The sequence below is a fragment of the Arthrobacter silviterrae genome, from assembly GCF_011045165.1.
Lineage (GTDB): Bacteria > Actinomycetota > Actinomycetes > Actinomycetales > Micrococcaceae > Specibacter > Specibacter silviterrae.
This window is the reverse complement of record NZ_JAAKZI010000050.1, coordinates 1-18,274: the sequence shown is the minus strand read 5'-3', so window position 1 is coordinate 18,274 and position 18,274 is coordinate 1. Positions and strand designations below refer to the sequence as shown.

Sequence of the window (18,274 nt, the reverse complement as noted above, 5' to 3'; positions counted from 1 at the left end):
GGCAAGGGGGCACGGTGCGGCTGGGAGTTCACCAAGTGTTCACACGGTGCCCGGTGCCGCCCGGCGCCCCGTTGCCAAAAACGTTGGCCGGGGCCTGCCTGTCAGCGCAGGTTGACGAACTGCAGGTCTGCATCCTCGAATTTGCGCAGCAGGGCCATGACCTCCTGCAGGTCGTCGCGGCTCTTGGAGCTCACGCGCAGTTCGTCGCCCTGGATGGTGGACTTGACGCCCTTGGGGCCTTCGTCACGGATGAGCTTGTTGATCTTTTTCGCCACGTCCTGGGCGATGCCCTCCTTGATCTCGGCCTCCAGGCGGTACTCCTTGCCGGAGGCGAAGGGCTCGCCGGCCTCGAGGGACTTCAGCGAGATGCCGCGCTTGATCAGCTTGGACTCAAACACATCCATGACTGCCAGGACGCGTTCCTCCGAGTTGGCCTTGAGCAGGATTTTCTCGCCGCTGAAGTCAATCTCCGCGCCGACCCCCTTGAAGTCGTAGCGCTGGGCAACTTCCTTCTGGGCCTGGTGCAGCGCGTTGGCGACCTCCTGCTTGTCAACTTTGCTGACGACGTCGAATGTTGAATCGCTGGCCATTTTTCCTCCAAGTGCTTGAAAATGTAATGCTCGATTTGCATCCAAGCCTAGCGCGGCGGGCCAGCCGGCCGGCCCGGGGCCTCACAGTTCGCTCTAAGCGTTTCCGTGGCGGGAGCACATTTGGCATTGCGATCGTTGTAGCAGTTGAAACCGCCCATTCAGGAGGACACGATGAGTGAACCGGAAAGTTCCGCAGCCGCCAGCACCGCGCCGGCACCCGCCACCGCGCCGAGGGTGCGGCCGGGCATGAAGGCTGCCGTGGGCACGGCGGTTGCCGCCGCCACGCTGGCCGCCGTGACGGCCCTTTCAGGCCCCGTGTACAGTTCGGATCCGGCCTCGATTCTCAGTTCGCCGGCCAATTCGGCGTCGTCACGGATTGCGGGCGTCCACGCCGACATGGCACGGGCGGTGGCGTTGCAGCAGGTGACGCCGGAGCAGGCTGCGTTCCTGGAACAGCAGCTGGTGCGCCGGATCCAGGCGGACGCCTAAGCGGCCCAAAAACGCCGATTCGATTCTTCGGCAAATACCTTGTATTGTTTTACTGCTCCCACTTGCTGGGGGCGAACGCCGGACTCCCCGCAGGGAAGTTTGGCGGGCCAATGGCAGATTACCCGAGTGGCCAAAGGGGGCTGACTGTAAATCAGCTGGCAACGCCTTCACTGGTTCGAATCCAGTATCTGCCACCATTGGGAAAAGCCCGGAAGCAAAGCGAGTTGTCGCTTTGCTTCCGGGCTTTTTTGCGTCCAGGGGCAGCGGCCGGCCAAGTTTCCCCGCGGGGAACTACTCTTAAAGCATGGAATACCTTGTCCTGCTGCTGATCCTCCTGGTCATTGTTGTTGCTGTGGGCGTTGGCTCGCGCTTTCTGGGCAGGAAGGGCCGGGCCCTGCAGGACTCGGCCGACCCCAAGCCGCGGCGGGGCAGCGTGGCGGGCCGGGCCGCCAGCGCGGATCCCGCACCAAAGGCCAGGCGCCGCGGGCGCGAAGTCACGCGCGAAATGGCCGTCGAGGCCAGTGCTAGGTTGAGCCCGGAGGCGCACCGCAGCGTGTATTCGCTCATCGCACAGCACCAGGTGCTCAATGCCGTCAGGGAATACCGCAAGGCCGCCCATGTGGGGCTTGGCGACGCCGCGGCTGCCGTGGCGGCCCTGGCGGAGTTCCCGCAGCCATCCCCGGAGCCCGCCCCGGGGCAGTCCCAGCAACCGTCCCAGCAGCCTGCCGCCGGCAAAACGCCCCGGCCCGGCCAGTCCGGCAAGCCAAGCAAAAATGATGCCTCCTTCACGGTGGAGGACATCATCAATGCGGCACCCTCTGTCGGGGCGGCACCTGTCTCCCAGGCTCCGGCAAGCTACCGCTACAGGGCCATCGTTTCGAGGGGCGACGAGGTCCGCGAGGTGGCCAGCACCGGCCTCAATGAAGAAATCTTCCGCACCATCCGCAGCCTGGCCCAGGGCGGGGATTACGACGCCGCCGCCAGCCTCCTGCGGGAGCATGCGGACATTGGGGAAGCCGACGCGCGAGAATTCGTTGCGATGATCGGCCCCGAGGACTGAGCTGCCCGTTTACTATTGAGCGTCAGGCTTTATCTTTCTGCAATTCCGCTCGTCTCCTTGGGGGAGTCCTTGTCTCAATCCGTTCCAGGTGTCCTGCAAAAGGTGCGCCGGCCCATTCTTGTTGCGCTGGCAGCGTTCGCCGTCACGCTCCCGATGCTTGCCCTTCCGTTGCCGGCCCAGGCCGCCGCAACGGCCACTACGCGCATGGCCAATTTCACCGCCGGCCCGGCCACGGTGGTGAAGGGAAAAACCATCAGTGTCGCCGCGCAATCGCAGCGTGCCGCCGGTAAAGTGTGGGCCAAGACCGGAGCTGTCACTGCCACGGTGTATTTTGATCCGGATGGAACGGCGCCGAACAAGGCCGTACGCACGGTCAAGAGCAACGCGAGCGGATACGTCAGCGTTGCCTTGCCGGCAACGGTATCCGGCAGATGGTCCATTCGACTCGCGGCGCAGGGTTCCCTGAAGGCTTCGGCTTCCGTCCAGAAGTACGTAAAGGTGGTGCCAGCCCCGAAGCAGACGTCCGCCAGGCCGGCCAGCAAGTGGAATTGCCCGGCGTGGGCCCCCATCAAGGGCAACGCGCCCAGCAGGATTTACCACCTGCCCGGCCAGCGGTTCTACACCAGGACAACTCCGGAAATCTGTTTCACCTCGGAGGCCGCCGCGAGGCAGTCAGGGTACCGGAAGTCCAAAGTCTAGGCGGAAGGCGTCTCGCCGTACTGGGCTTCACTTTCCAGGACAAAGCCGTCCTGGTGGTGGATCAGCTGGCGGCCCATGCCGCCGTCGAGCTGGATCCACAGGCACTGGCGGTCGTGGGACAGGGTCTCCACGCGGCCGGACAGGCGCCAGCCGCGGTTATTGACCAGGGCAACGGGATCGTTGGTGGCCAGCGAAGGCCACACCTCGTGGTTGTCCGGATTGATGAACGCTCTGTGGTGCGCGGGGCGTGGCATGGTTCCTCCTGGCGTGAAAGTCATCGCTGCTTCCTGTGGTTCGTAGTTAACACCGCCAGTTTGCGCGCCCCGGGTGAATTGGCTGTGAACTGCGTATGTCAGTTCAGCGGCGTTCGGGTGAAAGCCCCGGGGCGTCCATGGCAAACACCAGGGAGTCCATCCACCGCCCGTGGATGAGCCTGTCGTTTGTGCGATGCCCCACCTGGTCCATGCCCAACTTTTGCAGCACCGCCGCGGACGCCACATTTTCGGGCCGGCAGGTGGCCGTGATGCGTCCCAGGCCCAACTCGGAAAAGCCGAAGCCCGCCAGGCAGCGGGCAGCCTCCGTGGCGTAGCCATGGCCCCAGTGGTCCGGATGGAGCGTGTAGCCGATTTCCCCTTCGCGCACTGCCGGACCGCGGCGCCCTGGCCGGGCCTGGTGGGCTCCGTGCACCGTCAGGCTGACCGAGCCAAAGAGCAGGCCGGTGCTGCGCAGGGTCAGGGCCAGTGTGTAGTCGGTGCGTGGAATGGCGCGGGCGCAGGCCTGGCAAAAGTCCACAAATTCCCGGGTGTCCTGTTCGGAATTCGGCCCCCAGTCCATGAACTCGCTGCTGCGGGGATCTGAGGCAAACGCGTGGACGGCGTCAAAGTCCGCCGCGGCATATTCGCGCAGCACCAGGCGGCCCGTGGTCAATTTCATGGCCCCATACTAGATCCGTTTTGACTGTTAGTCCGCCTAATTGTTAGACTACCTAACTATGAGCATTGATCTTCAGGAATTGGCTGGCCGCTATCGCGACATTCTGCGCCAGGCCGTGTATCTGACCAGGTCCATGGACGCCGAGGGGGAACTGAGCACCCGCCATGTGAGCACCCTGAACATGGTGTCCACAGGCCCCATGCGCGTGAGCGCCATTGCCAGCTATGCCGGTGTCAGGGTTCCCAGCGCCACCGAACAGGTCATCAAGCTTGAGGCGGCCGGCCTGGTGGAACGGATCCCCGACGCCACTGATGCACGTGCGGTGCTGGTCAGGCTCACGCCCAAGGGGCGGGAGGCGCTGGACTCTGCCAATGGCCGGCGCAATGCGACCATGGCGGCGGCCCTTGAAACGCTCAGCCGCGAAGAACGCCAGATCATCGCCGGCGCCATCCCTGCCATTGCAAAGCTCAATGCGGCCGTGGCCGCCCAGCCAGCCACGGCGTAACCGCCGGCCGGCACGCACTGCCTGCGTGCCGGCGTCGTACTTCATCATCAACAAGACACTAGGAGAAACCGTGCAGGCCAACGCCGCAACGGAAACTGCGGGCCCCGCCGAGGGCGCGCTTCATGACGAAAAGCAGTCCATGCTCAGGCAGCCCAAGGCCGTCTGGGCGGTGGCGTTTGCCGCGGTGTTCGCGTTCATGGGCATTGGCCTGGTGGACCCGATCCTGCCCGCCATCGCCAAGAACCTCGAAGCCACCCCCAGCCAGGTATCCCTGCTGTTCACCAGCTACTTTCTGGTGACTGCCATCGCCATGCTGGTGACCGGTTTCGTGTCCTCGCGCATTGGCGGTAAAAAGACGCTGCTGATCGGCCTGTCGGTGATTGTGGTCTTCTCAGCCCTGTCCGGAATGTCCAACACCGTGGACGCGCTGGTGGGCTTCCGCGCCGGCTGGGGGCTCGGCAACGCACTGTTCGTGGCGACCTCGCTGGCCGTCATGGTGGGCGTGGCCTCCGGGGGCGCCGCAACCGCCATCATCCTGTATGAGGCGGCCCTGGGACTGGGCCTTTCGCTGGGCCCGCTCATGGGGGCGCTGCTGGGCGGCTGGCAGTGGCGGGCGCCGTTCTTTGGCACGGCCACGGCCATGGCCATCGCGTTCATCCTGGTGATTGTCCTGCTGCCGAAGACGCCGGTCCCTGCCGTGAAGACCCGGCTGCGCGACCCGCTCTTGGCACTGGGCCACAAGGGCCTGCGCACCACCGCCGGCAGCGCCCTGTTTTACAACTACGGCTTCTTCACCATTCTGGCATTTGTCCCGTTCATCCTCGGCTTCGACGCCTACGGCATTGGCGCGGTCTTCTTCGGCTGGGGCGTTGCCGTGGCCGTGTTCTCCGTGTTCGTGGCGCCCATTGTGCAGCGCCGCTTCGGCCCCACCCGGGCGCTGGCCGGCTCGCTGCTGGGGCTCATGGTGGTCCTGGTGGGGCTGGCCCTCGCGGCCGGGCATACGGTCACTGTGGTGGTGGTCCTGACCATTGTTTCCGGGGCACTGCTGGGCATCAACAACACGCTGTTCACAGAGATGGCCATGGCCGTCTCGGACTCGCCGCGGCCCGTGGCCAGCGCAGGGTACAACTTTGTGCGCTGGATGGGCGGGGCGCTGGCACCGTTCCTGGCCGCCAAGATCGCCGAACATTCCTCGGCGTCCGTGACCTTCTATGTGGCGGCGGCCATGGTGCTGGTCAGCGCCGGGATCATAGTTGGCGGGCGGAAGTTCCTGACGGCCCACGAACCGTCAGGGCTCTAGGCGATATTCCCGCTCACGCGTTGAGCGAAACCGGTAGCCATGGTTCACGGCGGTCACGTACCGTTGGAACCATGGCTACTGTTGAAATCACCACCGAATCCTTCGGCTCCACCATCGAGTCCAATGACATTGTGTTCGTCGACTTCTGGGCGTCCTGGTGCCAGCCGTGCGTCCGCTTCGCGCCCACCTATGAGGCTGCCTCCGACAAGCACGACGACGTCCTGTTCGGCAAGGTGGACACCGAGGCACAGCAGCAGCTTGCCGCCGAGGCCAACATCACCTCCATTCCCACGCTGATGGCGTTCCGCGAAAAGGTGCTGGTGTTCGCCCAGCCCGGCGCACTCAGCGGCACCGACCTGGACAAGGTCATTACGGCCGTGAAGGAACTGGACATGGCCGAGGTCCACTCCGCCGTGGCCAAGCAGCAGGCTGCCGGCGGAGCCACCGCCGAATAGCGGCGGATCTGTGCCGCTTCGCCCGTCCGAAAGCGCCCGTCCGGACGGGCGCGAAAGTCGGGGACGGGCGCGCTTGGCGTGGCTAGAGGCGTTCCAACTTGACCTGCTCGGCCAGCAGGGCGCTGAGCGACTCGTTGAGGTCCTGCACCGCAATCCCCTTGCTGTGCCTGTCCAGGTCCGCTTCCGACGCCCACTGCTCGGTCAGTACAATCTTTTCTTCCGATTCCTGCGTGATTTCGTACTGGATGCAGCCGGCCTCCTCCACCACCTGCTCAATGGCGATCTCAAGGGCGAGCTTCACGCGGAAGAATTCGCCCTCATTGGGGATGAATGTGGCCTGTAGGTTGATGATCTCGCTCATCCCTTCAGCCTAGGCGATGCGGCCGCACGGGCGGGATCCGGTTTCGCAGTGTGAACGCGTGGGCCCGGCCAAAGAGCGAATCAGTGCCCGCGATGGTCCTGGATGCTCATGCGGGGGCCAAATGCGGGCTTTGTGAACCCGCTCAAATACAGCATCCGCACCACGCGCTGCCGGTGGCCGCGCCATGGTTCCAGCAGCTGCAGCATGCCGGCATCGTCCACGGGCTTGCCGGCCAGCGCCCAGCCCACAAAGGCGGCCAGGTGGTAGTCGCCCACGGCCACCTGGTCCGCGTCGCCGTGCGTGCGTTGCGTGACCTCCGCCGCCGTCCACACGCCGACCCCAGGAATGGCCTGCATTTTCCGGGCCGCCTCTGCCGCAGGCAGGGCTGCCAGGCGTTCTAGGCCCGACGCCGACGCCACCGCGCGCAGCACCGTTGCCGAGCGCTGTGGCCCGACCCCTGCCTTGTGCCACTCCCACGACGGTATTTTGGCCCACTGCCGCGGGGTGGGGGCCACCATCAACTCCGCCGGGACACCGGAACTGCCGGCCCCGGGTGCAGGGGAACCAAACTTTCGCACCAGGGTGGCGTAGCCGCGGTGTGCTTCCAGGGACGTGACCTTTTGCTCCAGGATGGCGGGCACCAGGGAGTCAACCACCCGCCCGGTGGCTGGCAGGCGCACTGCCGGGTGCCGGCGTCGTGCTTCCCGGGCCAGCCGGGGGAGGGTGGAATGGAAGTCCGGGGAGTCAAAGTGGGACCAGTCGTCGCCGGCGCCGAGGAGCGCCGGGGCGCCGGCCAGGGCATGGCCGGCGCCGGGGCCCCAGGCGCGGGCATGCAGTTCGGTGCCGCGCTGGCTGAGGCCGAGGGTGGCGGGGCCGTCCGGAGTGTTGAAGGCGAGCCAGGCCGCGCCGGGGGTGAGCCGGACGGTGCGGTCCGCGGGTCCGCGGCCGATGATGCCCAGCGTCTGGTGGAGGCTGTAGGGGCCGCCAGCGTCCCAGACCGCTGCGGGCGCTGTGATGGCTGCCGATGTCATGGATCCATGGTCGCATGTGTTCCTGACACACGGCTGCGCTGGCGGGGAATTCCTCCGGATCCATGGCCAAAGCACGACGGCGACCCTAGGCTGGGCGCATAGCGGCAACGAAGGGATTGGGGACGCCATGCAACGGGTGGGGGGCATTTGGGGCAGGAAATTGCCGCCGAGCTGGGAGATGAGTGAGGACCTGTCGTGGCCGCTCACCGTGACACTGTACATCCGCGATGCACTGAAGCTGCCTGCCACGGCGCCGTTCTTCATTCCGCCGCTGGTGCCTGAAGTGCCAGAACACATTCCCGTCACCGGGCCCGAGCTGGACACCGTGTTGGCGGATGAGTGGACGGCGTGGTTCTCGGAGCTGCTGGCGGATGAGCGGGGCATCCCGCGGGGAGGGCCCATTGGCTACTTTTCGCTGGAGCTGCGTGCGCCGGCATTCCGGGACATGGTGGGGCGGCATTTTGACCAGGCCGCGGCCGCCGCAGACAACGCCGTCGAGGCAAACTTCAAGCATTTCCAGGCCAACATGAAGGCTGAAGGGCCCGTGCTGACGAAGCTGGTGCGTGGGATTGAAAAGGAGCTGGGACACATGGCTGCGCCCTTCAACCTGGGCCTGCGGATTTTGCCTGTGGAGGGGTTCTGGCTGCACCGAACCGGCCCAAACCGGGTACTCATGAGCGAAGCTGCCCGTCGCAACCCCGAACAGCTCCGCCGCCTGCTGGGCCCCGTGATAACGGAACTGGCGCGCTAAACCCGGCCAGCCGGCGTCGTGCCTTAAGGACGGTCTGCACACTTCACGCGCAGGTCCGGATTACGCCACTTCTCCGTGGGGCAAAACTCGTGCCGAGTTTCGCCCGGGGTGCACCCGGGGGAAAACTCGGGCCGAGTTTCGCCCCACGGCACGGGCTGAGAGGCGCAGCTATGCCGTCGGCGGCTCGGCATCCCCGGAAACCCCTTGTGCGGCCTGCGCCAGGAGCTCCCGGCAGGCCAAAATGGCCGGGCGCCTCCGGCTGGCCCGCCGTGCGGCAGTGAAAACGGTGCGCCGGGGCAGGCCGGGCAGGTCCAGCAAGGTCAGCGCCGGGGCCCTCCCTGTCCACATCAGGTCCGGCAGCAGGGCCACGGCATGGCCGGATTCGATGAGGCTGACCTGGGCCTGGAGGTCGGCCGTTTCAAAGCGGACGTCAGGCTCGAAGCCGGCCTGCCGGCACGCCTGTTCGGCCCAATGGCGGGATGCGGCGCCGCGGGGTTCCATGACCCACGGCAGCCCCGCCGTGTCCCCGAGGTCCAGAATGGGCGTGCTGCGCAGTGCCGACACGCTGCCGGAAACACCGGGGGAGGGGACGGCCAGTCGGATGGCGTCCGTGGTCAGCACCACGCGGTCCAGTTCAGGGTGGCGGGGGGCGGCATGGCCCGGGTACTGCTCGGCCACCACCAGGTCAAAGTCGCGGGCCCAGGTTTCGTAAAGCGCGGTTTCGGGCTCGCGCTGGGTCATTTCGATCCGCACCTCCGGGTAGGTCCGGGACATCGCGGTGAGCAGCTCCGGCAGCAGGGCCAGCGCGGCGGACTGGAAGACGGCCAGCCTGACCGTGCCGGCCACCGTGGTGAGGGACGCGGACATGTCTGCCTCCGCCCGTTCCAGCGTTTCAAGGATCTCCGCCGTGTGCGCCACCAGGATCTCCGCCTGGGCGGTCAGCTGGACCCGGCGCCCCACTTTCCTCAGCAGCTTTACGCCCGCCTCCTTTTCCAGGAGTGCCAGCTGTTGGGAGACCGCGGATGGGCTGTATTGGAGGGCCAGCGCCACGTCCGCCAGGGTGCCGCGGATCTGCAATTCACGCAGCAGGCGCAACCTTTTGACGTCCAGCACTGAGGCCTCCAAATAGTTAAGAAACAATGACTAATAATCATCAATAAACACCACTTTTACTAATTGAACATTAGTCCCATACTGGAGGTAAGGGAAGCTGCCCGGACCCGCTGGGGACGGCCGGGCCAGCGCCCAGGCAACCCGGACTAACCAGTAGAAAAGAACGCACCAGCAACCATGACAAGCACTGCCCCCGCGGCCACCGCCGCCAACATTCCGGACCCCGGCAACAACCTCGCCGATGAGACCATCGCCCTGGTCCGCCACTGGCTGACCGAAGCCGCCAAGTTCCCCGCAGACATTTCCGCCCAGCGCCTGGCCGGCGTGCTGAAGGACCCCAACGGGCTGGACTTCACGGTGGGCTTTGTGGACGGTGTGGTCCGCCCCGAGGACCTCGCTGTGGCCGGGCGCAACCTGGCCAAGCTGGCTCCCAAGGTGCCTGCGTTCCTGCCCTGGTACATGCGCAGTGCCGTCCGCCTGGGCGGTGTCATGGCGCCCGTCCTGCCGCAACTTGTCATTCCAGTTGCCCGACGTGTGCTGCGCGAGATGGTGGGCCACCTGATTGTGGATGCCACCGACGCCAAGCTGGGCCCGGCCATCGCCAAGATCCGCCAGGGCGGCGTGGACCTGAACATCAACCTGCTCGGCGAGGCAGTCCTGGGCGAGCATGAAGCGGCCCGCCGCCTTGAGGGGACCTTGAAGCTGCTGGCCCGTGACGACGTCGACTACGTCTCCATCAAGGAATCCTCCACCGTGGCCCCGCACTCCGCCTGGGCCTTTGACGACGCCGTGGCCCACATCGTGGAGCGCCTCACCCCGCTGTACACGCTGGCCAACTCCTTCGCCAAGCCCAAGTTCATCAACCTGGACATGGAGGAGTACAAGGACCTGGGCATGACCATCGCCGTGTTCAAGCAGATCCTGGACAAGCCCGAATTCAAGAACCTCGAAGCCGGCATCGTGCTCCAGGCCTACCTGCCGGACACGCTCGCGGCCATGATTGACCTCCAGGAGTGGGCTGCCGCGCGCAGGGCCGACGGCGGCGCCGCCGTCAAGGTCCGCATAGTCAAGGGCGCCAACCTGCCCATGGAGCAGGTCCAGGCTTCCGTCTACGGCTGGCCGCTGGCCACCTGGGGCACCAAGCAGGACTCGGACACCAACTACAAGCGCATCGTGAACTACGCGCTGACGCCCGAACACATCAACAATGTCCACATCGGCGTGGCCGGGCACAACCTCTTTGACGTGGCCCACGCCTGGCTGCTCGCCAAGGACCGCGGCATCAGCGCCACCTCCGGCCAGCTGGAATTTGAAATGCTGCTGGGCATGGCCACCGGCCAGGCCGAGGCCGTCCGCCGCGACGTGGGCTCCCTCCTGCTTTACACGCCGGTGGTCCACCCGGGCGAGTTCGACGTTGCCATCGCCTACCTGATCCGCCGTCTGGAGGAAGGGGCCAGCCAGGACAACTTCATGTCGGCCGTGTTTGAGCTCTCCGACAACGAGGCACTGTTTGAACGCGAAAAGAACCGCTTCCTCGCCTCACTGGCCGCCCTGGACACAGAGGTCCCCGAGTCCAACCGCCTGCAGGACCGCACGGCCCCCGTGCCACAGGCTCCGGTTGACTCCTTCGCCAACACCCCTGACACCGACCCCGCGCTGGCACCGAACCGCGCCTGGGGAGCGGACATTCTGGCCCGCATCCCCGGCTCCACGCTGGGCAACGAGCTGGTGGCGCAGACCACCGTCACCGACCTCGGCGAGCTGAACCGCATTGTGGACGCCGCCGTCGAGCATTCCACCAGCTGGGCAGCGCTGGGCGGGGCCGGGCGCGCCGCGATCCTGCACCGCGCAGGGGCCGTGCTGGAATCCCGCCGCGCCGAGCTCATGGAGGTCATGGCCGCGGAAACCGGGAAGACCCTCGACCAGGGCGACCCGGAGGTCAGCGAGGCCATCGACTTTGCCCACTACTACGCCGAGCGCGCCAAGGACCTGGACACGGTCGACGGCGCCACGTACGTCCCCGCGAAGCTCACCGTCGTGACACCGCCGTGGAACTTCCCCGTGGCCATCCCGGCCGGGTCCACGCTGTCGGCACTTGCCGCAGGCTCCGCCGTCGTCATCAAGCCGGCAACCCAGGCCCGCCGCAGCGGCTCCCTCATGGTGCAGGCCCTGTGGGACGCCGGCGTGCCGCGCGAAGTCCTGGCGCTGGTCCAGCTGGGCGAACACGAACTTGGGCAGGCGCTGGTGTCCCACCCCGCCGTGGACCGGCTGATCCTGACCGGCGGCTACGAGACCGCGGAGCTGTTCCGCAGCTTCCGCCAGGACCTGCCGCTGCTGGCGGAGACGTCCGGCAAGAACGCCATCATCGTCACCCCCAGCGCCGACCTTGACCTGGCCGCGAAGGACGTGGTCCAGTCCGCGTTTGGCCATGCCGGGCAGAAGTGCTCCGCCGCGTCGCTGGTGATCATGGTCGGTTCCGTGGCGCAGTCGGCACGCTTCCGCAACCAGCTGCTGGACGCGGCCGCAAGCCTGTCGGTGGGCTACCCGGAAACGGCCACCAGCCAGATGGGCCCGGTCATTGAGCCGGCTGCCGGCAAGCTGCTGGGCGCCCTGACCACGCTCGACGCCGGAGAATCCTGGGCCATTGAGCCCCGCCAGCTCGATGGCACGGGCCGCCTGTGGTCCCCGGGCGTCCGCACCGGCGTCGCGGCGGGCTCCCGCTTCCACCTGACCGAGTTCTTCGGCCCGGTGCTGGGCGTCATGACGGCCGACACGCTCGAAGAGGCCATCGCCATGGTCAACCGGATCGACTACGGGCTGACCAGCGGGCTGCACTCGCTGGACTCTGCGGAAATCGGCCTCTGGCTGGACACCGTCCAGGCCGGGAACCTGTACGTGAACCGCGGGATCACCGGCGCCATTGTGCAACGCCAGCCCTTCGGCGGCTGGAAGAAGTCGGCCGTGGGTGCCGGCACGAAGGCCGGCGGGCCCAACTACCTGGTGGGGCTGGGCAGCTGGACATCCGCGCAGTCCACGGCCACCGCGCCGCTGAGCGACAACGCACGCAAGGTGGTCAATGCAGCGTCCTCGCTGTCCGCAGACGAGCAGGCGTTCCTGACCCGCTCCCTGCACAGCGATGCCGCGGCCTGGGCGTCCGAATTCGGCACCGCCAAGGACGTGTCCGGCCTGTCGGCGGAACGCAATGTGTTCCGGTACCTGCCGCTGAACCCGCTGGTGCGCCTGGCAGAGGGCGGGTCCGTGGCCAAGCTGCTGCGCGTGCTGTCGGCAGGAATCACGGCCGGGGCCACCCCGGAAGTCTCCTCCGGCGTCGAGCTTCCCAATGCGGTCAGGGCACTGCTGGTGAGCCTGCGCATTACGGTCACCGTGGAGAACGACGCCGACTGGCTGGCCCACGCGCGCCGCTTCGGCGCCGGCCGCATCCGCCTCATTGGCGGGGACGCCGCTGCCGTGTACCAGGCCACGGGCGGGCGTCCGGACCTGGCGATCTACCACAATGAGGTCACCGAGGCCGGGCGCATTGAGATGCTGCCGTTCCTGCACGAGCAGGCAGTCAGCATCACCGCGCACCGCTTTGGCACGCCGAACCATCTTTCGGACGGCCTGATCTAACACCGCCTGAACCCGACGCTCCCTCACCTTTCGGGGTGTATTCCCAAACGCTCCCTCAGCTGCGAATGCCAGCTGAGGGAGCGTTTGGTTAAACCGCCCATAAGGAGAGGGAGCGTTTGTCGTTGGGTCAGGCCTGGGAGATGCGGACGGTGTTGCCGGACGGGTCCCGGAAGGCGCAGTCGCGGGGGCCCCACGGCTGCGCAATGGGTTCCTGCAGCACCTCGCCGCCGGCCGCCACGGCCTGTTCAAAGGTGGCGTCGAGGTCGCTGGCGGTGAAGTTGAGCATGGGCAGCATGCCCTTGGCGAGCAGGCGGGCCATGGTGTCGCCGTCCTCCTGCGAGCGGCCGGCATGAGGTTCGGACAGGACAATGCCCAGGCCGGGCTGGGTGCTGGTGCCCATGGTGACCCAGCGGAAGTCGCCGTTGCTGACGTCGTTCTGGACTTCCAGTCCCAGGGCGTCGCGGTAAAACGCGATGGCCTCGTCGGGGTCGTGGACGGTCAAATGCGTGTACTGCAGTGAAATGGTCATGGCACCAACGCTAATGCGCGGCGTGGGCCTGCACTTCTTCATTCCTGCTCGGTTTGCTGGGGCCGGGGCCGGGGCCGGCGCCGGGGCCGGTCCGGGCGGGCCGGGTGGCAAACCTGACGAAACACGGCGGCATGGCCTCGATGGCGCTGTGTTCCCGCGCCCGGTAGGAGCTCGGGTTCTCGCCCATGATCTCGGTGAAGCGGGAGCTGAATGAGCCCAGGGACGTGGCGCCCACCATCATGCAGGCGTCCGTCACCGACGTGCCGGCCCGCAGCAGCGCGGCCGCCCGCTCAATGCGCCGGGTCATGAGGTAGTTGTAGGGCGTCTCGCCATAGGCGGCACGGAATTTCCGCGAGAAGTGGGCCGGGGACATGAACACCTTCGCGGCAATGGTGGGCACGTCCAGCGGCAGGGCGTAGTCCCTGTCGATCATGTCCCGCGCCCGCCGCAGCAGCGTGAGCGTGGCCAGTTCCTCAGGAGTCATGGTTTGAAACTACCAGCCGGAGGTGACGGAATGCTGAAGGTTTTCCACCCAGCGCTCGGACTCCCGCGGCGTGCGCAGCCGCACCACACACAGCCCGGGAAAGTCGCGTTCCAGCGCCGGCACCAGCTCCTTGTACATGTGCCGGGTGCGCCAGCCCCAGCGGATGATGTGGTCGCCGTCAGTGAACACTGTGTGCAGCGGCGCCTCCAGGTTGCCATTCCACAGCTCCTCCCGGCGAAGCCGCCGCCGCACGGTCCGCCGCACCAGGCGCGACATGGTCACCGGCACAGGAAAGTCCAGCCACACCAGCAGCTGGGCTCGCTTCGCCAGCAGGGGCCGGGCGGCGGGATACTGCCATTCCGTGACCCAGCCACCCGCTTGGGTGAGATGGTCGACGTCGTTCATGAAGTCCGTGCGCGGCTGCCAGTTGGGCCCGTGGAACAGGGAGTCGATCTCGGTGTGCGGTACGCCGAGAATGGCACCGATGCGCCCGGCCAGGGTGGTCTTTCCGGAGCCGGAAACCCCGGCAACGAGCACGCGCTGCACCTCTGCGGGCAGGAGGTCGGAGGCGGCGAGCATTCTTCCGATTCTAGGGCGGCGCGGGCCCCAAATGGTAACCTCCTTTGGTTGGAGCGGCACGCCGGGGATACTTTGGACTTATGAAGTATGCAAACTCCGTCCTTGACCTGATTGGCAACACCCCCCTGGTGAAGCTGAACAAGGTGACTGAGGGCATCGCGGCCACCGTGCTGGTCAAGCTGGAATACATGAACCCGGGCGGCTCCGCCAAGGACCGCATTGCGGTGAAAATGCTCGACGAGGCCGCCAAGGAGGGCAGGATCAAGCCCGGCGGCACCGTGGTGGAACCCACCAGCGGCAACACCGGCGTTGCCATGGCCATGGTGGCCCAGGCGCGTGGCTACAACTGCGTGTTTGTGGTCCCGGACAAGGTGGGTGAGGACAAGCGCGCCGTGCTGCAGGCCTACGGCGCCGAGGTGGTGGTGACGCCCACGGCGGTGGCCGCCGACAGCCCGCAGTCCTACTACGGCGTCTCCGACCGCCTGGTGAAGGAGATTCCCGGCGCGTACAAGCCGGACCAGTTCTCCAACCAGAACGGCCCGCTGAGCCACTACGAAACCACGGGACCAGAGATCTGGCGCGACACCGAAGGCCGCGTGACACACTTTGTGGCCGGCGTGGGCACCGGCGGCACCATCTCCGGGACGGGGCGGTTCCTGCGTGAGGCGTCGGCTTCACGAGCCGCGGCCGACGGCGGCGAAGTGCAGGTCATCGGCGCGGACCCGGAAGGCTCCGTCTACTCCGGCGGAACCGGCCGTCCGTACCTGGTGGAGGGCGTGGGGGAGGACATCTGGCCCGCCTCCTACGACCCCAAGGTGCCGCACCGGATCATCGCCGTGTCCGACAACGACTCCTTCGCCATGACGCGCCGCCTGGCGCGCGAAGAGGGGCTGCTCGTGGGAGGTTCCTCCGGCATGGCCGTGGTGGCCGCACTGGAAGTGGCCAGGGGGCTGGGAGCCGGGGACGTCGTCGTCGTGCTGCTGCCGGACAGCGGCCGCGGGTATTTGGCGAAGATCTTTGACGACAAGTGGATGCAGTCGTACGGCTTCCTGAAAGTCACCGACGAGCCCGCCATTGGCGACGTGCTCAAGGCCAAGACGGGGCAGCTGCCCGCCCTGGTCCACATCCACCCGAACGAGACCGTCCGGGACGTCATCAACCTCATGGCCGAATACGGCGTTTCCCAGATTCCCGTGCTGTCCGCCGAACCGCCCGTGGTGATGGGCGAGGTGATCGGCTCCGTGGACGAACGCACGCTGACCGGCAAGCTGTTCCGCCACGAGGCGAAGCTGACGGACAAGATCACCGAGCACATGCAGCCGCAGCTGCCCATCATCGGCTCCCTGGAACCGATTTCCGCCGCGCGCACCAAGCTGCAGGACGTGGACGCCCTCATGGTCACCTTTGTGGGCGCCCCTGTTGGCGTCCTGACCCGCCACGACCTGCTGAACTACCTCAACGACTGACTCCTGGAGAGAAAAAATGACCGAAGGCTTCAACACCCGCGCCGTCCATGCCGGGCAGACCCCCGACCCCACCACCGGCGCCGTCATCCCGCCGCTCTACCAGACCACCACCTTCGCCCAGGACGGGATCGGCAAGCTGCGCAACGGCTATGAGTACGGCCGCGGCACCAACCCCACCCGGGATGCGCTCCAAACCCAGCTCGCCGCGCTGGAAGGTGGCAAGTTCGCGTTCAGCTTCTCCTCAGGCCTGGCTGCCGAGGACGCCCTGATCCGCGCCCTGCTGGTCCCCGGCGACCACATCATCATGGGCAATGACGTCTATGGCGGCACCTACCGCCTCATCAACCGGGTCCTGTCGGTCTGGGGCATCAGCAACGCTGCGGTGGACATGAACGACGCCGGTGCGCTGGCTGCCGCTGTTGCCGCCGGCGGGCCTGAGGGGGCCACGAAGATGGTGTGGGTGGAGACGCCGTCGAACCCCATGATGAAGATCACCGACATTGCCGCACTCGCCCAGGTGGCGCATGACGCCGGGGCGCTGCTGGTGGTCGACAACACTTTCGCCTCCCCCTACTTGCAGACCCCCCTTGCCCTGGGCGCCGACGTGGTGGTCCACTCCACGACGAAGTACATTGGCGGGCACTCGGATGCCTCCGGCGGCGCCATTGTGCTCTCCGACGCCGAGGCTGCCGAGAAGATCGGCTTTGTGCAGTTCGCCGTGGGCGCAGTGTCCGCGCCGATGGAGGCCTGGCTGACCACCCGCGGGCTCAAGACATTGGGCGTGCGTATGGACCGGCACTCCTCCAATGCGCAGGCCGTGGCCGAATGGCTGCTGGAACGGCCCGAGGTGGAGCGCGTGCTGTACCCGGGCCTGCCCGACCACCCCGGACACGCTTTGGCCGCGAAGCAGATGCGGGGCTTTGGCGGCATGATCTCGGTGCAGTTCAAGGGCGGGGAGGCTGCTGCCCGCAAGGTGGCCGAGTCCACCAAGGTGTTCACCCTGGCGGAGTCGCTGGGCGGCGTGGAATCCCTTATGAACTACCCGTCCGAAATGACACACGCGTCCGTCAAGGGCACCGAGCTGGCCGTGCCGGTCAACCTGATCCGGCTTTCCGTGGGCATCGAGGACGTGGCGGACCTGATCGCCGACCTGGACCAGGCCATAGCGTCCATCTAAAGCCCCTTCCCGAACCCGACGCCCCCTCCTCCCTTTCGACGCTCGGTTGCAATCGGGGGTCTTTTTCCGAACGCTCCCGCACTTTTGTGCGGGAGCGTTCCCCGTTTAAGCCCCGAATGCAACCGAGCGTCCTTAGGGAAGGGCTTAAAATACACTATCAACTTGTTAATTTCAGTGACTATTAGGTAACGGTTTGCTGATTTGCGTATCGATTTGGTTTCGTTTTAGGGTGGAGCATGCCCTCCGGGGCGGGCCCCAGCTGTGGCGGCCCACGAATGCCCGGGCCTCCCCACACCGAACACCGTCATGCGGCAGGCCACGGAAACAACCTCCATATCTACAGGTTGGACGGTGGCGCGCAGATGTCCGGGGACGGATGGAGCGAAGGTGGCCTTTGGGAGAACGCATCCATGAAAAACACAAAACTTACACGCACCCTTGGCCGCGGACTGGCCATTGCCGCCATCGCCGGGGCAGGGCTGGCCGTGGCCGGCACGGGCGCGAATGCGGCCTCGGGCAGCACCTGGGACGCCCTGGCGCAATGTGAAAGCGGCGGAAACTGGGCCATTAACACCGGCAACGGCTTCTCCGGCGGCCTGCAGTTCACCCCAAGCACCTGGGCCGCCTATGGCGGGGTCGGTGCACCCCAGAACGCCAGCCGGGCCCAGCAGATTGCCGTAGCCGAACGCGTCCAGGCCGGCCAGGGCTGGGGCGCCTGGCCCGCCTGCTCCGCCCAGCTGGGACTATCCGGCGGCGGCGGCCAGGCCTATACCCCGGCCGCCACGCCCGCGGCACCGGCCCCGGTTGCCGCCCAGTCCAGCCAGGTGACACCAGTCCAGGCCGCCCCTGTCCAGCAGGCACCCGTCCAGGCGGCCCCCGTTCAGCAGGCCCCCGTTGCCGAAACCGCAGCCCCGGCTGCCGTCCAGGTCAAGCTCAGCGGCAAGACCTACACCATCAAGTCCGGCGACACCCTGAGCACCATCGCCCAGAAGCTCGGCATCAAGGGCGGGTGGGAAACCCTCTACCAGGCCAACACCGACACGGTGATCCACCCCGACCTGATCTTCACGGGTGCGGTCCTGAACCTCCCCGCCCAGTAATCTGCCCCCCACCAAAAACGCT

20 protein-coding genes and 1 tRNA gene are annotated in these 18,274 nt (G+C 66.6%); 12 read left to right on the top strand and 9 right to left on the bottom strand.

Translation table 11 applies throughout. From position 1 onward, the window contains the following. Positions 1-101: 101 nt before the first annotated feature. Entirely contained in the window at positions 102-590 is a 489-nt protein-coding gene (locus G6N77_RS18490) for a YajQ family cyclic di-GMP-binding protein (protein WP_165183640.1), read from the bottom strand. A gap of 171 nt (positions 591-761) precedes the next feature. Here G6N77_RS18490 and G6N77_RS18485 point away from each other — a divergent pair, with 171 nt between their 5' ends. The 4 genes from G6N77_RS18485 (at position 762) to G6N77_RS19690 (ending at position 2,838) form a co-directional block, all read left to right on the top strand. Beyond that, positions 762-1,079: a hypothetical protein gene (locus G6N77_RS18485; protein WP_165183639.1), complete on the top strand. Its 318-nt coding sequence runs from the start codon at positions 762-764 to the stop codon at positions 1,077-1,079. 112 nt (positions 1,080-1,191) lie between these two features. Continuing rightward, positions 1,192-1,276, top strand: a tRNA-Tyr gene (locus G6N77_RS18480). Positions 1,277-1,383: 107 nt separating this feature from the next. Then, positions 1,384-2,139 (top strand): hypothetical protein, encoded by a 756-nt coding sequence (locus tag G6N77_RS18475; protein WP_165183638.1) that lies wholly within the window; start codon positions 1,384-1,386, stop codon positions 2,137-2,139. Between the two features lie 69 nt (positions 2,140-2,208). Then, the gene (locus tag G6N77_RS19690; RefSeq protein ID WP_205678418.1) at positions 2,209-2,838 is read left to right on the top strand and encodes a sunset domain-containing protein; all 630 of its coding nucleotides are present in this window, start codon (positions 2,209-2,211) and stop codon (positions 2,836-2,838) included. On the opposite strand, the gene G6N77_RS18465 is transcribed toward G6N77_RS19690, so the two are convergent. After that, the gene (locus G6N77_RS18465; protein ID WP_165183637.1) at positions 2,835-3,092 is read right to left on the bottom strand and encodes a hypothetical protein; all 258 of its coding nucleotides are present in this window, start codon (positions 3,090-3,092) and stop codon (positions 2,835-2,837) included. The genes G6N77_RS19690 and G6N77_RS18465 overlap by 4 nt on opposite strands. 103 nt (positions 3,093-3,195) lie before the next feature. After that, positions 3,196-3,771, bottom strand: a complete 576-nt coding sequence (locus G6N77_RS18460; RefSeq protein WP_165183636.1) for a GNAT family N-acetyltransferase — start codon at positions 3,769-3,771, stop codon at positions 3,196-3,198. Positions 3,772-3,829: 58 nt separating this feature from the next. On the opposite strand from G6N77_RS18460, the gene G6N77_RS18455 reads away from it, so the two are divergent. The 3 genes from G6N77_RS18455 to G6N77_RS18445 all read left to right on the top strand — a co-directional run bounded on the left by G6N77_RS18455 (position 3,830) and on the right by G6N77_RS18445 (position 6,031). After that, positions 3,830-4,276, top strand: a complete 447-nt coding sequence (locus G6N77_RS18455) for a MarR family winged helix-turn-helix transcriptional regulator (RefSeq protein WP_165183635.1) — start codon at positions 3,830-3,832, stop codon at positions 4,274-4,276. Positions 4,277-4,415: 139 nt separating this feature from the next. After that, on the top strand, positions 4,416-5,576 hold the full coding sequence (locus tag G6N77_RS18450) for an MFS transporter (protein ID WP_165183641.1): 1,161 nt from the start codon (positions 4,416-4,418) through the stop codon (positions 5,574-5,576). 71 nt (positions 5,577-5,647) lie between these two features. After that, positions 5,648-6,031 (top strand): thioredoxin family protein, encoded by a 384-nt coding sequence (locus G6N77_RS18445; RefSeq protein ID WP_165183634.1) that lies wholly within the window; start codon positions 5,648-5,650, stop codon positions 6,029-6,031. 82 nt (positions 6,032-6,113) lie between these two features. On the opposite strand, the gene G6N77_RS18440 is transcribed toward G6N77_RS18445, so the two are convergent. Together G6N77_RS18440 and G6N77_RS18435 are read right to left on the bottom strand one after the other, a co-directional pair. After that, positions 6,114-6,392, bottom strand: coding sequence for a putative quinol monooxygenase (locus G6N77_RS18440; RefSeq protein WP_165183633.1), 279 nt, complete (start codon positions 6,390-6,392; stop codon positions 6,114-6,116). An 80-nt stretch (positions 6,393-6,472) separates the two neighbouring features. Then, the gene (locus G6N77_RS18435) at positions 6,473-7,423 is read right to left on the bottom strand and encodes a DNA-3-methyladenine glycosylase family protein (RefSeq protein WP_165183632.1); all 951 of its coding nucleotides are present in this window, start codon (positions 7,421-7,423) and stop codon (positions 6,473-6,475) included. A 178-nt stretch (positions 7,424-7,601) separates the two neighbouring features. On the opposite strand from G6N77_RS18435, the gene G6N77_RS18430 reads away from it, so the two are divergent. Next, the gene (locus tag G6N77_RS18430; protein ID WP_165183631.1) at positions 7,602-8,174 is read left to right on the top strand and encodes a hypothetical protein; all 573 of its coding nucleotides are present in this window, start codon (positions 7,602-7,604) and stop codon (positions 8,172-8,174) included. 168 nt (positions 8,175-8,342) lie between these two features. On the opposite strand, the gene G6N77_RS18425 is transcribed toward G6N77_RS18430, so the two are convergent. Next, a complete protein-coding gene (locus G6N77_RS18425; protein ID WP_165183630.1) occupies positions 8,343-9,287 on the bottom strand; it encodes a LysR family transcriptional regulator in 945 nt (314 codons plus the stop codon). Between the two features lie 177 nt (positions 9,288-9,464). On the opposite strand from G6N77_RS18425, the gene G6N77_RS18420 reads away from it, so the two are divergent. Beyond that, a complete protein-coding gene (locus G6N77_RS18420; protein ID WP_165183629.1) occupies positions 9,465-12,917 on the top strand; it encodes a bifunctional proline dehydrogenase/L-glutamate gamma-semialdehyde dehydrogenase in 3,453 nt (1,150 codons plus the stop codon). 127 nt (positions 12,918-13,044) lie between these two features. On the opposite strand, the gene G6N77_RS18415 is transcribed toward G6N77_RS18420, so the two are convergent. From G6N77_RS18415 to G6N77_RS18405, 3 genes are read right to left on the bottom strand one after another with little or no spacing between them, the layout of a single operon-like run. Further along, a complete protein-coding gene (locus G6N77_RS18415) occupies positions 13,045-13,446 on the bottom strand; it encodes a VOC family protein (protein ID WP_165183628.1) in 402 nt (133 codons plus the stop codon). A 10-nt stretch (positions 13,447-13,456) separates the two neighbouring features. After that, positions 13,457-13,930 (bottom strand): helix-turn-helix transcriptional regulator, encoded by a 474-nt coding sequence (locus tag G6N77_RS18410; RefSeq protein WP_165183627.1) that lies wholly within the window; start codon positions 13,928-13,930, stop codon positions 13,457-13,459. 9 nt (positions 13,931-13,939) lie between these two features. Further along, positions 13,940-14,509 (bottom strand): P-loop NTPase family protein, encoded by a 570-nt coding sequence (locus G6N77_RS18405; protein ID WP_165183626.1) that lies wholly within the window; start codon positions 14,507-14,509, stop codon positions 13,940-13,942. An 80-nt stretch (positions 14,510-14,589) separates the two neighbouring features. On the opposite strand from G6N77_RS18405, the gene G6N77_RS18400 reads away from it, so the two are divergent. The 3 genes from G6N77_RS18400 (at position 14,590) to G6N77_RS18390 (ending at position 18,252) form a co-directional block, all read left to right on the top strand. Next, a complete protein-coding gene (locus tag G6N77_RS18400; RefSeq protein ID WP_165183625.1) occupies positions 14,590-15,975 on the top strand; it encodes a cystathionine beta-synthase in 1,386 nt (461 codons plus the stop codon). A 16-nt stretch (positions 15,976-15,991) separates the two neighbouring features. After that, positions 15,992-17,152 (top strand): cystathionine gamma-synthase, encoded by a 1,161-nt coding sequence (locus tag G6N77_RS18395; RefSeq protein WP_165183624.1) that lies wholly within the window; start codon positions 15,992-15,994, stop codon positions 17,150-17,152. Positions 17,153-17,562: 410 nt separating this feature from the next. After that, a complete protein-coding gene (locus G6N77_RS18390; RefSeq protein ID WP_165183623.1) occupies positions 17,563-18,252 on the top strand; it encodes a LysM peptidoglycan-binding domain-containing protein in 690 nt (229 codons plus the stop codon). The last annotated feature ends 22 nt before the right edge of the window (positions 18,253-18,274 follow it).